Origin of the sequence: Arthrobacter agilis (assembly GCF_006494655.1) — a bacterium.
GTDB lineage: Bacteria > Actinomycetota > Actinomycetes > Actinomycetales > Micrococcaceae > Arthrobacter_D > Arthrobacter_D agilis.
In genome coordinates this window covers 62435-76149 of sequence record NZ_VHIM01000002.1, presented here as the reverse complement: position 1 = coordinate 76149, position 13715 = coordinate 62435, and the positions used below count along the sequence as shown (strand labels likewise).

At 68.4% G+C, this 13715-nt stretch carries 14 protein-coding genes, 1 tRNA gene and 1 pseudogene; 3 read left to right on the top strand and 13 right to left on the bottom strand.

Annotated features, from left to right (window positions below):
* Window positions 1-254 precede the first annotated feature (254 nt).
* The 3 genes from crtI to FJV46_RS03155 are packed head-to-tail and all read right to left on the bottom strand — an operon-like array spanning window position 255 to window position 3832.
* A complete protein-coding gene (gene crtI, locus FJV46_RS03160) occupies window positions 255-1874 on the bottom strand; it encodes a phytoene desaturase family protein (RefSeq protein ID WP_179195224.1) in 1620 nt (539 codons plus the stop codon).
* Entirely contained in the window at window positions 1871-2770 is a 900-nt protein-coding gene (locus tag FJV46_RS15165) for a phytoene/squalene synthase family protein (protein WP_158250107.1), read from the bottom strand. The genes crtI and FJV46_RS15165 overlap by 4 nt, the downstream gene beginning before the upstream one ends.
* A complete protein-coding gene (locus tag FJV46_RS03155) occupies window positions 2771-3832 on the bottom strand; it encodes a polyprenyl synthetase family protein (RefSeq protein WP_232008452.1) in 1062 nt (353 codons plus the stop codon).
* A gap of 183 nt (window positions 3833-4015) precedes the next feature.
* Between FJV46_RS03155 and idi the strand changes: the two genes are divergently transcribed.
* Together idi and FJV46_RS03145 are read left to right on the top strand one after the other, a co-directional pair.
* A complete protein-coding gene (idi, locus tag FJV46_RS03150; protein WP_087030401.1) occupies window positions 4016-4603 on the top strand; it encodes an isopentenyl-diphosphate Delta-isomerase in 588 nt (195 codons plus the stop codon).
* Between the two features lie 61 nt (window positions 4604-4664).
* On the top strand, window positions 4665-5864 hold the full coding sequence (locus FJV46_RS03145; RefSeq protein WP_087030121.1) for an acetyl-CoA C-acetyltransferase: 1200 nt from the start codon (window positions 4665-4667) through the stop codon (window positions 5862-5864).
* 98 nt (window positions 5865-5962) lie between these two features.
* Here FJV46_RS03145 and rplL read toward each other — a convergent pair whose 3' ends face one another.
* The 9 genes and pseudogenes from rplL to FJV46_RS03105 form a co-directional block, all read right to left on the bottom strand.
* Window positions 5963-6340, bottom strand: coding sequence for a 50S ribosomal protein L7/L12 (gene rplL / locus FJV46_RS03140; RefSeq protein WP_055768032.1), 378 nt, complete (start codon window positions 6338-6340; stop codon window positions 5963-5965).
* 58 nt (window positions 6341-6398) lie between these two features.
* Window positions 6399-6998 carry a 50S ribosomal protein L10 gene (gene rplJ / locus FJV46_RS03135; RefSeq protein ID WP_087030124.1) on the bottom strand — a complete coding sequence of 200 codons (600 nt, stop codon included), beginning with the start codon at window positions 6996-6998 and terminating at the stop codon, window positions 6399-6401.
* A 231-nt stretch (window positions 6999-7229) separates the two neighbouring features.
* A complete protein-coding gene (locus tag FJV46_RS15495; RefSeq protein WP_232008454.1) occupies window positions 7230-7463 on the bottom strand; it encodes a hypothetical protein in 234 nt (77 codons plus the stop codon).
* A gap of 604 nt (window positions 7464-8067) precedes the next feature.
* A pseudogene (locus tag FJV46_RS15760) lies at window positions 8068-8223 on the bottom strand (GNAT family N-acetyltransferase); the annotation flags it as partial.
* A gap of 258 nt (window positions 8224-8481) precedes the next feature.
* Window positions 8482-9186, bottom strand: a complete 705-nt coding sequence (gene rplA, locus FJV46_RS03125) for a 50S ribosomal protein L1 (protein WP_087030129.1) — start codon at window positions 9184-9186, stop codon at window positions 8482-8484.
* A 141-nt stretch (window positions 9187-9327) separates the two neighbouring features.
* Window positions 9328-9759 carry a 50S ribosomal protein L11 gene (gene rplK, locus FJV46_RS03120; RefSeq protein WP_087030133.1) on the bottom strand — a complete coding sequence of 144 codons (432 nt, stop codon included), beginning with the start codon at window positions 9757-9759 and terminating at the stop codon, window positions 9328-9330.
* A gap of 122 nt (window positions 9760-9881) precedes the next feature.
* Entirely contained in the window at window positions 9882-10832 is a 951-nt protein-coding gene (nusG, locus tag FJV46_RS03115) for a transcription termination/antitermination protein NusG (RefSeq protein WP_370684694.1), read from the bottom strand.
* Between the two features lie 100 nt (window positions 10833-10932).
* Window positions 10933-11187, bottom strand: coding sequence for a preprotein translocase subunit SecE (gene secE, locus FJV46_RS03110; RefSeq protein ID WP_232008457.1), 255 nt, complete (start codon window positions 11185-11187; stop codon window positions 10933-10935).
* A 153-nt stretch (window positions 11188-11340) separates the two neighbouring features.
* A tRNA-Trp gene (locus FJV46_RS03105) sits at window positions 11341-11413 on the bottom strand.
* A 243-nt stretch (window positions 11414-11656) separates the two neighbouring features.
* Here FJV46_RS03105 and FJV46_RS03100 point away from each other — a divergent pair.
* Window positions 11657-12898: a pyridoxal phosphate-dependent aminotransferase gene (locus tag FJV46_RS03100; RefSeq protein ID WP_087030139.1), complete on the top strand. Its 1242-nt coding sequence runs from the start codon at window positions 11657-11659 to the stop codon at window positions 12896-12898.
* 66 nt (window positions 12899-12964) lie between these two features.
* Here FJV46_RS03100 and FJV46_RS03095 read toward each other — a convergent pair whose 3' ends face one another.
* The gene (locus FJV46_RS03095; RefSeq protein WP_087030141.1) at window positions 12965-13645 is read right to left on the bottom strand and encodes a LuxR C-terminal-related transcriptional regulator; all 681 of its coding nucleotides are present in this window, start codon (window positions 13643-13645) and stop codon (window positions 12965-12967) included.
* Window positions 13646-13715: the final 70 nt, after the last annotated feature.

Here is a 13715-nt window from a genome sequence, read left to right as displayed (position 1 = left end):
GAAGGCTGAGGTTTAGAGGGAAGACGCAAAGACCTACACTACGGCACGCGCAGCGTTAAGTCCACTAGCCCCTCTCCCCCTTCAGCGTCAAGCCCGCCGCGCCCGCCGGTGACCACCGACTGCCGCAGCGATCCGCCGCAACCGTGGCCCCCGCCGCCGGCGCTGCCTGCGCTGCCGGCACTGCCGGCACTGCCGGTGCTGCCGCCATGGCCCTGCCTCTCCTGCTCCGCCTGGCCCCGCCTTGCCTACCTCTATCAGGCAGCGGGTTCCGCGAGGGGACCGGTGCTCGTGTCGCCGCGCAGGCGTTTGACGATCAGTTCGGCGCTGATCAGGCACATCGGGATGCCGATGCCGGGAACCGTGGAGCTGCCCGCGTAGAAGAGATTGGCCACCTTCCCGCTCCGGTTCGACCCGCGGAAGAACGCGCTCTGCTTGAGGATGTGCGCCGGCCCGAGGCTCGTTCCGCGCCAGGCGTTGAGATCGGTGGCGAAGTCCTGCGGACCGTAGCTGCGCCGCACGACGATCCGCTCGTCGAGATCGGGAATGCCCGCCCACTCCGAGATCTGTGCGATCACGGCGTCCGCCAGCTCCTCGACGCGGGCGTCTCCCCCGCGATTCAGCCCGCCCTTGCCGAGGGTCACGTCCGCGGGGATCGGGACGAGCACGAAGACGTTCTCGTGGCCGTCCGGCGCCACCGAGTCGTCGGTCGCGCTGGGCCGGCACACGTAGAGCGACGCCGGCGAGGGGACGGAGGTCTCCTTGCCGAAGATACGGCCGAAGTTGTCCCGCCAGTCCGTGGTGAACAGCAGCGTGTGGTGCTCGAGCTGCGGCAGGCTCCCCCGGACACCCAGGTAGAGGAGCAGGGCGCTCGGCCCCGGGACGCGCTTGTCCCAGTACTTCTCGGGGTAGGTCTGCAGCTGAGTGGGCAGGAGGGTGGTCTCGGTGTGGTGGAGATCAGCAGCGGAGACCACGATGTCGGCGTCGAGCGTCGTCGTCGTACCGGCCGCCCGGTAGGTGACCGATCGCACCGCCGCCGCCCTGCGGTCGAGCGGCGACCGGCCGGGTGTGCGGGCCTCGGTGTCGATCGACTCGACGTCCGCGCCCGTGCGGATCTCGACACCGGCCGCGACGGCCACACGCTGCATGGCCTCCACGAGTGTCGTGAGGCCGCCCATCGGGTAGAGCACGCCGTCATCGAGGTCGAGGTGGCTCATCAGGTGGTACATGCTCGGGGCATCGAACGGCGAGCTGCCGAGGAAGACCGCGGGGTAGCCGAGGATCTGCTGGATGCGGGGATCCTTGAACCGCTTCTCCACGAAGGACTGCAGGGGCTGCAGCAGCAGGGATCCGATCCGCGGCAGGCGCTTCAGGACGTCCGGACGGAAGAACGGCAGGAAGGACTGGAAGGTCGAGTAGAGGAACCGCTTCTTCGCGATCTCGTACGCGTCCTCCGCGGAGTCGAGGTAGGCGGAGAGCTGCTCCCCCGCTCCGGCCTCCATCGACTCGAACAGCTTGGTGACGGCCTCGCGGTCGGCCGGTACGTCCACGGTGTCGAAGCCGTTCTCGAAGACCACGCGGTAGCCGGGGTCGAGGAGGCGCAGGTCGAGCTGCTCCGATGCGCTCGTGCCCATCATCTTGAAGAAGTGGTCGATGACCTCCGGCATGAGGTACCAGGACGGGCCAGTGTCGAAGCGGAAGCCGTCCTGCTCCCAGGTCCCGGCGCGCCCGCCCACCTGGTCCCGCTTCTCGAGCAGCGTGACCCGATGGCCTTCCCGGGCGAGGAGCGCCGACGTCGCGAGCCCGCCGATCCCGCCGCCGATCACGACGACGTCCTGTCCGCCCACACGTACGCGACCGCTCTGCTTGGGTGTCATGCCGTCCTCTCGTGCGCGGCGAGGTCCGGTACCGCGCGACCGGTGAAGGCTTGCGCCATGATGCGGAACTTCACGGGGTTGGGTACCCGGATCCGCGCCCTGAGGAGTTCCTCGGCCGGAGTGCGCCTGAGCCTCACGGCGAGTTCGGTGAACAGACCCTGGGCGAGGGCGACGGCGCGGCGGGGTGTCGGCGGCAGGCCGGGAAGGGCTGCTGCGGAGATGCGCAGGTCCTCGTCGATGTCCTCGAGGAGGCGGAGCTTGTCGGCCTCCGTGAAGTTCCCCGGGCGGACCCCTGGGAAGTAGCTGCGCCCGAGCGTCGAGAAATCCTCCGCCAGGTCGCGCAGGAAGTTGATCTTCTGGAACGCCGCACCGAGGTGGCGTGCGCCGTCCACGAGGACGGCGTCCTCGCCCGGCGTCACGGACCTCCCGACGAGGAAGGCACGCAGGCACATCAACCCGACAACCTCCGCCGACCCGTAGACGTAGAGGTCGAAGGACGCCTGGTCGTGCTCGCTCCGGGTGATGTCGGCACGCATGGAGGCGAAGAAGGGCCGGGTGAGTTCGGTGCCGATGCCGGTGGTCCGCGCCGTCACGGCGAAGGCATGCACCACCAGGTTGGCGCTGTAGCCCGTGACCATGGCCGACTCCGTGTCACGCTCGAGGGCGTCGAGCACGTGTTCCACCTCTTCCGCCGTCAGCCCGGCTCCGGCGGCGGCGCCGTCCACGATCTCGTCGGCGACCCGCACCAGCGCGTACACCGCCTCGATGTGGCTCCGGGTGGTGCGGTCGAGTATCCGCGATGCCATGCCGAACGACGTCGAGTAGCAGCGGATGACCTCGGCGGAGGTTCTGAGGGCTGCCGCGGTGTAGCGGGCCAGCGAATCGTCGACGCCCACTCAGCGGACCCGGTCCACGACGGCCGAGACCACGGGTTCGAGGGCGGCGCGGAGCGCGGCGGGCACGACGTCGGACTCGAGGTGTGTGCGGGCGCGCGAGGCGTAGTCGGCGGCGAGGTCCGCCGAATAGTCCCGGGCACCGCTGTCGACGAGGATGCGGCGCACCTGATCGGCCTCGGCGGCGGACATGCCCGGGCTTCCCACCAGGGAGGAGATGCTGTCCCACTCGGGGCGGGCCGACACGTAGGACATGAGGGCCGTGCGCTTGCCCTCGCGCAGGTCTCCCCAGTTCGTCTTGCCCGTCCGGGTCTCGTTCCCGAAGACTCCGAGCAGGTCGTCCGCTATCTGGTAGGCGATCCCCGCGTCGCGGCCGAACTCGCCGAGCCGGACGACGACCTCTTCCTGCGCGTCCGCGAGCACGGCCCCGGCCTGCAGGGGTCCCTCGAAGGAATACACGGACGTCTTGAGGCGGGCCATGTGCACGATATCCTCGAGCGGGGGCATCGCAGGGTTCAGCGAGGTCTCGATGTCGAGGAACTCGCCGGCCGCGGACGCGAACACGGCCTCGTCCAGGATCTCGCCGAGCCTGCGCCGGACGGCGGCCGAGGCCTCCACGCGCTCCAGCAGCCGGTAGGCGTTGGACAGCGCGAGATCTCCGGCGATGACCCCCGCCGAGAATCCGACGTGGCGGGCGCCCTCGGCGGACATGCCCGCTGCCTCGGCGATACTGCGGTAGCGCCCGGAGACATTCGGTATCCCGCGGCGGATGAAGTCCCGGTCGATCACGTCGTCATGCACGATCAGGGCCGTGTGCAGCAGCTCGAAGGCCGCACCGACCTCGGCGGCGTTCTCGAGGTCGCGACCGCCGAGCATCTGGTAGGCGGACATGACCAGGCGCGGGCGGAAGCGCTTGCCGCCGGCCGTGCACCGCTCGAGCGTCTCCCACAGGCCGTGGTACCCGGGACCGATCTTCGCCGCGCGGACCTTCGACTCCTCGAAGAACCGCCCGAGAGCACCCTCGACCTGCTCGAGCCCGATGGGCTCGACCAGCAGAGTGTCCATGTCCATAGGTAAAGTAAACAACGAGAAGGGCGCCCCTGACGAAACGGCGGGCTGATCCGGCCGGCCCGGGCGCCCCTGAAGGATCCGGCGTCGGTGCCACGCGGCCGGAGAGCAGACGATGCGCCGGTGATCGGCGGACGACCAGCGGAAATGAGAGCCACGATGGCGAGCGGAGCAGGGACGATGGAGCAGCAACCGGCCAACGGGAGCGACGGGGTTCCGGCGACGGAGGTCGTGGTGTTGCTCGCCGAGGACGGCACCGCGATCGGCACGCAGGCGAAGGCCACCGTCCATACCCTCGAGACCCCGTTGCACCTCGCCTTCTCCACCCACGTGTTCGACGACGCCGGGCGGATCCTCGTCACACGGCGCGCCCTCGGCAAGAAGGCCTGGCCGGGCGTCTGGACGAACTCCTTCTGCGGGCATCCCGCGCCCGGCGAGGCCTTCGAGGACGCCGTGTCACGCCGCGCCGCGCAGGAGCTCGGGTTCACGGTGCGGGACATCCGCGCCGCACTCCCCGACTTCCGGTACCGCGCGGTGGACGCATCGGGCATCGTCGAGAACGAGATCTGCCCCGTCTACACGGCGATCGCGGACAGCTCGCCCGCGCCCGTGCCCGAGGAGGTCATGGACGTCCGGTGGGCCGAGCCCGCTGCGCTGGTCCGCGCCGTGACGGAGACCCCCTGGGCCTTCTCCCCCTGGCTCACTCTGCAGCTGCCGCTGCTCTACCCCCAGGGCGCCGACGGAGCGGGGCCCCGCGACGCCTCCTGATCGTCGGAGTCCCCCCTAAGGTTGGAGCGGCACCATTTCAACGACGAAAGAGAGTTTCGCCATGGCGACACCCACGCCAACCCCCGACGACGTCGTCATCGTCGGCGGCGCCCGCACACCCCTCGGACGCCTCAACGGTCAACTCGCATCCTTCACCGCCGTCGAGCTCGGCGCCCTCGCCATCACGTCCGCGCTGGAGCGCTCCGGCGTGGAGCCCGCCTCGGTGGACGCAGTGATCATGGGACACGTGGTTCAGGCAGGATGTGGCCAGAACCCGGCCCGACAGGCTGCGGTCCACGCCGGCATCCCCTGGAACGTCCCCGCCGTGACGCTCAACAAGGTCTGCCTCTCGGGCCTGACCGCCGTCATCGATGCGGCACGGCTCATCCGCAGCGGCGAGGCGGGAGTCGTCGTCGCCGGTGGACAGGAATCCATGACGCGCGGGCCGCACCTCCTCCCGGGCTCCCGCCAGGGGTGGAACTACGGCTCCATCCAGGCGCTCGACTCGGTGGCCCACGACGGCCTGACCGACGCCTTCGACAACGACTCGATGGGCGCCTCGACGGAACGCGGCAACGTCCGCCTCGAGATCGACCGCGCAGCCCAGGACTCCGTGGCCGCCGCATCCCATCGACGCGCCGCGGCTGCGACGGACGGCGGTGTCCTCGCCGAGGAGATCGTTCCGGTGACGGTCCGGCAGCGCAAGGGCGACGACGTCGTCCTCACCACCGACGAGGGCATCAGGCCGTCGACCACCGTCGAGTCGCTGGCGAAGCTGCGGCCCGCGTTCAACCCGGACGGGGCGATCACGGCCGGCAATTCCTCCCCGCTGTCCGACGGCGCCGCGGCCGTCGTCGTCACGACGCGCGCCCACGCGGAGGAGGCGGCACTCACGGTCCTCGCCGTCGTCGGCGCCCCGGGTCAGGTCGCGGGACCCGACAACACCCTGCACTCCCAACCCGCGGCCGCCATCCTGCAGGCTCTCGGACGGGCAGGCTGGACGAGCTCGGACCTGGACTTCATCGAGATCAACGAGGCGTTCGGTTCCGTCGCGGTGCAATCCCTGAAGGACCTCGACTACCCGCTGGACCAGTGCAACATCCATGGGGGCGCCATCGCCCTCGGCCACCCGATCGGGGCCTCGGGGGCACGGCTGGCGCTGCACGCCGCCCTCGAGCTCGCCCGGCGCGGATCGGGCCGCTCGGCCGTGAGCCTCTGCGGTGGCGGCGGCCAGGGCGAGGCCGTCCTCCTCTGGCGCTAGGCCCCCTGAACGACGAAAGAGCCCCGCTTCGGACGAAGCGGGGCTCTTTCGGTCCTGCGGCGGGTCCGGCGGAAGCCGGCCCCGTCGAGCAGGAGGAACTACTTGAGGGTGACGGTGGCGCCGGCAGCCTCGAGGGACTCCTTGGCCTTCTCTGCAGCTTCCTTGGTGGCGCCTTCGAGGACGGCCTTGGGCGCGCTGTCGACGACATCCTTGGCTTCCTTGAGGCCCAGCGAGGTGAGCGCGCGGACTTCCTTGATCACTGCGATCTTCTTGTCGCCTGCAGCTTCGAGGATGACGTCGAAGGCGGTCTGCTCCTCGGCCTCGGCCTCGGCTCCGCCACCGGCGGGGCCTGCAACTGCAACAGCAGCGGCGGTGACATCGAAGGTCTCCTCGAACAGCTTTACGAAGTCCGAGAGTTCAATGATGGACAGTTCCTTGAAAGCTTCAATGAGCTCTTCGTTGGTGAGCTTCGCCATGGTGAGGCGTCCTTCCTTTAGTGGTGCACGGCACCTTCAGTGTGTGGACGAAGGGAAACTAGTTCGCTTCGGTTGCTGCGGCTTCCTCGGCGGGAGCCTCCGCGGCAGCCTCTGCTGGCGCAGCGGCTTCCTCGGCAGCAGAGGAATCGGCATCGGCTGCCGGAGCAGCCCCGCTTCCCTCTTCGAGCTTGACGCGCAGTGCATCGACGGTGCGAGCCAGGGCGGACATCGGTGCCTTGAGGACACCTGCCACCCGGGCGAGCTGGAGTTCACGCGATTCGAGGGCCGCCAGGGCGATGACCTCGGATGCGTCGAGGGCCTTGCCCTCGAAGATTCCGGTCTTGATGACGAGCTTCGGGTTGGCTTTCGCGAAATCCGTGAGGCTCTTGGCGGCAGCTACGGCGTCGCCCTTGATGAAGGCGATCGCGGTGGGTCCGGACAGCTGGCCTTCGAACGCGTCGATGCCTGCTTCCTTTGCCGCGATGCCCGTCAGGGTGTTCTTGACGACCGAGAACTTGGTGTCCGCACCCAGGGCGCGACGCAGTTCCTTGAGCTGAGCAACAGTGAGCCCGCGGTATTCGGTCAGGACAGCGGCGGTGGAATCCTTGAAATCGGTGGTGATCTCATCCACTGCAGAAACCTTTGTTGGCGTTGCCATAACCCTCCTTCCGGGGAATATGCGACGGCTTTCCAGCTCCAATAAAAAACGCCCCGCGCAGATGCACGGGGCTTGGCTCGACACGGACCGAATCCGTGGAGAGGAGCTTCGTTCACCTACGTAGGCCGTCCCTCACGGGAACTTTCGGATCTGCGTCCTTCTTCCCACTGCACACGGATGCGCTGCGAGGAAGCGGAAGGAGATCGACCGACGGTCTTTGGTTCCCCAAGACTACGTGACGCGGACCGGCCGGTCCAAATCGACCGCGGGCGAGACCCGCTGCCAGCCGGCGGTCCGGCCCGACGGGCGGAATCCGAGCGCCTCGTTCACCTCCAGCATGAAGCTGTTCTCCTCGGCGTTCCACGTGTAGATGCGGTCCGCGTTGCCCCAGACGTCGGCAGCGAGCAGGAGATTCGTCGCCTTCAACCACATGCCGAGCCTGTGGCCACGATGGTTGTCGAGCACCAGCGTGTCCTCCTGATAGACGACGGCGGGTCTCGCATCGAAGCGCTGGGATCGTGTGGCCGACAAGCTGCCCGGACGCGCGATGGCGCACCGCCTGAACGAGCGTGGAGGTGCCCGCCGCCAGGGACCGCGCCTCCTCGCGCCGGACGCGGCCTTCGTCCCACAGCTCCTCCTGCTGCACGAACCCCCCGAGGGGAGGGTCCGTACTCATCCGTCGCCGCAGGAGGGAGTAGTCCTCCACGAGACCCTCGGGGCAGCGATCCGCCCACTGGACCAGCTCGTAGGCACCCGCCGCCTTCGCCCGCGCTGCGGACTCCTGCCCGCGGAGGGCTGCCCGCCCACCTCCCGATCGGACCGCCGCCAGGTGGAGGACGCTCTGCCGATCGACCTGCACGAGCTCGAACCCGTGGCCGAGGGCGAACCGCGCCACGGCGTCGGCGGCCGGATATCCACCCGCGCCCGTAGGGGGTACGAGATCCGGGACGCCGCCCACCCCGGCCCCCAGCCCGCCGGCGTCGGCGCGGGCGTCGCTCCACGACATGATGGTCGACCTGGCCCTCGCGCGGAGGTGCCCCTCGACGAACCGCAGCAGTGCCGTCGCGATGCCCCGCCGCCGGTGTTCCGGCAGGACATCGATCTGGAGGTACGCGGTCTCCACGTTGTCGCGCAGCGGCAGACTGGCGCGCGCGGTGGCGACGATCCGGCCTCCGCTCCGCGCCACGGAGAGAAGGTGTTCGCGGTCCGGGGACGGCTGGACCATCACGATGCGCTCCGCCGCTTCCAGAGTGAAGTCCTCATGCCCCCACAGATGCCCCTCGACGGCATTCCCGACCTTCACGCTCTGCTCGAAATCGGAGGCACCGGCGGCGTCCAGGGTCGCAGGGATCGGTAGGAGCTCGACCGTGACATCATCCATGTCCACAGACTAGTCCCAGTGATTGAGATACCTCAACCACTACTCTGTCCAGGACACGAAAGAGCCCCGCAGCACAGGCTGCGGGGCTCTTCGAGGCTCGACCTAGACGGCGAAGACCTTGGTGACGCTCGGGTCCACGGAGATACCGGGGCCGAAGGTCGTGGAGACCGTGGCCTTCTGGATGTAGCGACCCTTGGAAGCGGACGGCTTCAGTCGCAGGATCTCCTCCAGGGCTGCGGCGTAGTTCTCGCCGAGCTTCTGGTCGTCGAAGGACACCTTGCCGATGATGAAGTGGAGGTTGGAGTGCTTGTCCACGCGGAAGTCGATCTTGCCGCCCTTGATGTCGGTGACGGCCTTCGCGACATCCGCGGTGACCGTTCCCGTCTTCGGGTTCGGCATCAGGTTACGCGGGCCGAGGATCTTGCCGAGGCGTCCCACCTTGCCCATGAGGTCGGGCGTGGCGACCGCCGCATCGAAATCGGTCCAACCGCCGGACACCTTCTCGATCATGTCGTCCGAACCGACGAAGTCGGCGCCGGCAGCGATGGCTGCCTCTGCCTTCTCACCCGTCGCGAACACCAGGACGCGGGCGGTCTTGCCCGTGCCGTGGGGAAGGTTCACGGTGCCACGGACCATCTGGTCCGCCTTGCGGGGGTCCACTCCGAGACGGAAGGCGACCTCGACCGTCGCATCGAACGTCGACGGGTTCGTCTCCTTGGCGAGGACTACCGCTTCGAGGGGGGCGTAGTGCTTGTCCGCCTCGATCTTCGCGGCAGCTCCCTTGTATGCTTTGCTGCGCTGTGCCATCTGCTTGTTCTCCTTATGCAGTCGTGGTCGTCGGACCGCGCTGGGCCCTGCCACTCACCGTGCGGCCGCGCTGCGGCCGCTGGTGCTGTGAAATTGGTGGTGTGCTCGCCACGGCAGGGCCGTGGCAGGCGGAGGGGGCTGTCAGCCCTCGACCGTGATGCCCATCGAGCGGGCGGTTCCGGCGATGATCTTCGCGGCAGCCTGGACGTCGTTGGCGTTGAGGTCTTCCATCTTCATGGTGGCGATCTCTTCGACCTGCGCGTTCGTCAGCTTGGCGACCTTGACGGTGTGGGGGGTACCCGAACCCTTGGCGACACCGGCAGCCTTCTTGATCAGCTCGGCGGCCGGAGGTGTCTTGGTGATGAAGGTGAACGAGCGGTCCTCGTACACCGTGATCTCCACAGGGATGACATTTCCACGCTGGGATTCGGTGGCGGCGTTGTACGCCTTGCAGAATTCCATGATGTTGACACCGTGCTGGCCAAGCGCGGGACCGATGGGAGGAGCCGGGTTGGCGGCGCCTGCATTGATCTGCAGCTTGATGAGGCCGGTGACCTTTTTCTTGGGGGCCATGAAAGGGTCCTTCTCTTGCATTGCGTTCCCGCGGGACAGGAGCGTCCTGCGGGGTGGTGGCCATCATGGCGTGATGGCCTGACGGCGAATCCCGGCCAAGCACGCCGGGAAGCGCCGAAGCTTTACTGGATCTTGGTGACCTGGCTGTACGAGAGCGTGACCGGGGTCTCGCGCTCGAAGATCGACACGAGTACCACCAGCTGCTGCGACTCGTGCTTGATCTCGGAGATGGACGCCGGCAGGGTCTCGAAGGGCCCCTCGTTGACGGTGACCGATTCGCCGATCTCGAAGTTGACCGTGGCAGGGGTGAACTGCGGCTGGACGGGCTTGCCCGACTCGGCGTCCGTGTGGACGATGGTGTGCTCGAGCATCGAGAACACCTCGGACAGGCTCAGGGGCACCGGGTTGTGGGCGTTGCCCACGAAGCCCGTGACGCCGGGAGTGTGCCGTACGGCGCCCCACGACTCGTCGGTGAGATCCAAGCGGACCAGCACGTAGCCGGGGATGCGGACGCGGTTGACGATCTTCCGCGTCGTGTTCTTGATCTCCACGACCTCTTCCATCGGCACCTGGATCTCGAAGATGAAATCTTCCATGTCCAGCGTCTGGATGCGGGTCTCGAGGTTCGCCTTCACACGGTTCTCGTACCCGGCGTAGGAGTGGATGACGTACCAGTCACCCTCCTGGCGGCGGAGTTTGGCCTTGAACGCCACGACGGGATCCTCGGCGGGCGCGTCCTCGGCGTCGTCACCGTCTGCTTCACCGTCCGCAGCGTCGTCACCGTCCACGGGATCGTCTGCGGAGCCCTCACTGCCTGAGGTCTCGACGTCATCGGCATCAGCATCGGAGGAGGCTGCGGCGTCGACGGCATCCGTGGCGATCTCCTCGATCTCCTCGGCGTCGTCCGCGAGGAGCCCGTCCTCCGCGGCGACGTCGGTATCCGTCGGATCGGTCTCGGAGCCGTCAGCAGGCGCGTCGGTACCGGAGGTCTCTACCTCGGCCTCCACCCCGTACTCCTCGTTCTCCAGACCATCTTCGGGAGTGATCTGCCGTTCGAGTTCTTGCTCGGACACCTAGCCGCCTGCTTTCTGACATTCTTCACATGGTCTTGCTTGCCTGTACTCAATCCGCCCCGTCGACGGGGTGCGGGACGTGCCTGCCCTCCGGCTGTGGTCAGCTGTCGCCGAACACCCACACCGCACTGCGCCCGAACACGAGGTCCAGGGCCGTGACGAGAAGCATCATGATGATCACGAAGATGAGGACGGTGATGGTGAACCGGACCAGTTCGCGGCGGGTCGGGGTGACGACTTTCCCGAGCTCCGCGAGAACCTGACGGATGAACAGCATGATGCGGCCGAAGAAGCCGCGCTTGGGCGTCTTCTCGGCGGGGCTCCCCTTGGAGCTACTCGCAGCCGTATCGGTCACCGTCAACCTCATCAATCTGTGTGGTGTCCCAGCCGGACCACCAGTGGCGCCCCCAGCTGATCATGTGTACCGCCGCGCGGGACCTGTGCCTGCGCCGGGGCTTCGTGATCTTCTTCTGCCGCGTCCTCGCCGTCATCCGGCGAGGGCCACGCGCAGGGCAGACAGGACTCGAACCTGCAACCTGCGGTTTTGGAGACCGCTGCGCTACCAATTGCGCCACTACCCTTTGGTCTGAACTCTTGCTGCATCCAATCCGACCGTGCCCCGCGAGGGCACGAACCATCATCGTGTTTCAACACCGAGGAACAAGTCTACGCATTACCCGGCGGAACGTCGAACCGGGCCCGCCCCCAGGCGCAGCGCGAGTCCGCGCCCGGTCGGCGTCCGCCTTCCCCGCACCCGGTGCCTGCGCCTGCCGTCGCCCACGGCCTAAGCTGGGAGCCACTGAAACCTCACGGAACGGGACCCGATGAACGCGACGAGCGACGACGACATCCGCGCAGCACTCCCCCGGGTCTCCCGGCGGATCGACTCCATCGCCGAGTCGGCCACGCTGGCCGTCGACGCCAAGGCCAAGGCGCTCAAGGCCGCAGGGCGGCCCGTGATCGGGTTCGGTGCGGGGGAGCCCGACTTCCCGACGCCCGACTACATCGTCGAGGCTGCCATCGCCGCCGCGCGCCAGCCGAGGTTCCACCGGTACTCCCCCGCCGGGGGCCTCCCCGAACTGAAGCAGGCGATCGCCGAGAAGACCCTGCGTGACTCGGGCTACACGGTGGACCCTGCGCAGGTCCTCGTGACCAATGGCGGCAAGCAGGCCGTCTACGAGTCCTTCGCCGCCCTCCTCGATCCCGGGGACGAGGTCCTGGTGCCCACGCCGTTCTGGACCACCTACCCCGAGGCCATCCGGCTCGCCGGGGGCGTGCCGGTCGAGGTGTTCGCCGGCCCTGAGCAGGGCTACCTGGTGACCCTCGACCAGCTCGAGGCCGCGCTGACCCCGCGCACCAAGGTGCTGCTGTTCGTCTCGCCGTCGAACCCCACGGGCGCCGTGTACGGCGCGGACGCCGTGCGCGAGATCGGCGAGTGGGCGGCCGCGCGCGGCCTGTGGGTGGTCACGGACGAGATCTACGAGCACCTGACCTACGACGGCGTGCCGTTCACCTCGATCGCGACCGCCGCTCCGTCCCTCGGAGACAGGGTGGTCATCCTCAACGGCGTCGCGAAGACCTACGCGATGACCGGTTGGCGCGTGGGCTGGATGGTCGGCCCCAAGGACCTCGTCAAGGCCGCGACGAATCTGCAGTCCCACGCGACCTCGAACGTCTCGAACGTGCCGCAGATGGCGGCGCTGGCAGCGGTCTCGGGCCCTCTCACGGCCGTGGAGGAGATGAAGACGGCCTTCGACCGCCGTCGTCGCGCGATGGTGTCGGCCCTGAACGCGATCGACGGCGTGGAATGCCCGACGCCGCACGGCGCGTTCTACGCCTATGCCGACGTGCGCGCACTGCTCGGCCGTTCCTTCGACGGCGTCGCGCCGACCACGTCCGCGGAGCTCGCCGCGCTGATCCTCGAGAAGGTGGAGGTGGCCGTCGTGCCCGGGGAGGCCTTCGGTCCCAGCGGCTACCTGCGGCTCTCCTACGCGCTCGGCGACGACGACCTCGCGGTAGGGGTGGCACGCCTGCAGGAGTTCCTCGGGACCGCTCGCTCGTCCTGACCGGTCCCGGACCGGCTCGCCGGGGTTGCCTCGCTCCCACCCGCTCGTGGTCGGCCGGTGGCGGACTCAGAGGAGCCTGCGCTCCGTGGCCCAGCGTGTGAGCTCGTGGCGGGAGGACAGCTGGAGCTTCCGCAGCACAGCCGAGACATGGGTCTCGATGGTCTTCACCGAGATGAAGAGTTCCTTGGCCGTCTCCTTGTAGCTGTAGCCGCGGGCGATCAGTCGCATCACCTCGAGTTCCCGCGCGGAGAGGCGGTCGAGCTCGTCGTCGACCGCGACGGACGACGTCCCGAAGGCGTCGAGGACGAAGCCGGCGAGCCTCGGCGAGAACACCGCGTCGCCGGACGCGATGCGCTGCACGGCGTCGGTGATCTCCGGACCGGAGATGGTCTTCGTCACGTACCCGCGGGCTCCCGCCCGGATCACGGCGACCACGTCCTCGGCCGAATCGGAGACACTCAGGGCGAGGAATCTGGCGGACGTCCCGTGCCGTACGCAGCGGTGGATGACCTCTGCGCCGCCGCCGCCCGATCCGCCCGGCAGGTGGACGTCGAGGAGCACGACGTCGGGCTGCACCTCGGCGATGACGGCCTCGGCCTCCTCGACCGTGGCCGCCTCCCCGAGAACGCGGATGGCGGGCCCGAGGGCGGCCCGGAGGCCCGAACGGAAGATGCCGTGGTCGTCGACGATCACCACCGATACGGTGGCGGGCTCCGCCACCCCTGTTCCTGCGTCTCCGGTGTCCACGTGTCTCCTTCGCTCGGTCGATGCTGATGGTCCGGCCGATACCGTCCGGGCGGTTCTGCTGTGGGGAGTG

Coding starts and splice junctions, on each gene's coding strand:
- crtI (WP_179195224.1), bottom strand. CDS start 1,874: ATGACACCCAAGCAGAGCGGTCGCGTACGTGTGGGCGGACAGGACGTC.
- FJV46_RS03155 (WP_232008452.1), bottom strand. CDS start 3,832: ATGGACACTCTGCTGGTCGAGCCCATCGGGCTCGAGCAGGTCGAGGGT.
- idi (WP_087030401.1), top strand. CDS start 4,016: ATGGAGCAGCAACCGGCCAACGGGAGCGACGGGGTTCCGGCGACGGAG.
- FJV46_RS03145 (WP_087030121.1), top strand. CDS start 4,665: ATGGCGACACCCACGCCAACCCCCGACGACGTCGTCATCGTCGGCGGC.
- rplL (WP_055768032.1), bottom strand. CDS start 6,340: ATGGCGAAGCTCACCAACGAAGAGCTCATTGAAGCTTTCAAGGAACTG.
- rplJ (WP_087030124.1), bottom strand. CDS start 6,998: ATGGCAACGCCAACAAAGGTTTCTGCAGTGGATGAGATCACCACCGAT.
- rplA (WP_087030129.1), bottom strand. CDS start 9,186: ATGGCACAGCGCAGCAAAGCATACAAGGGAGCTGCCGCGAAGATCGAG.
- rplK (WP_087030133.1), bottom strand. CDS start 9,759: ATGGCCCCCAAGAAAAAGGTCACCGGCCTCATCAAGCTGCAGATCAAT.
- FJV46_RS03100 (WP_087030139.1), top strand. CDS start 11,657: ATGAACGCGACGAGCGACGACGACATCCGCGCAGCACTCCCCCGGGTC.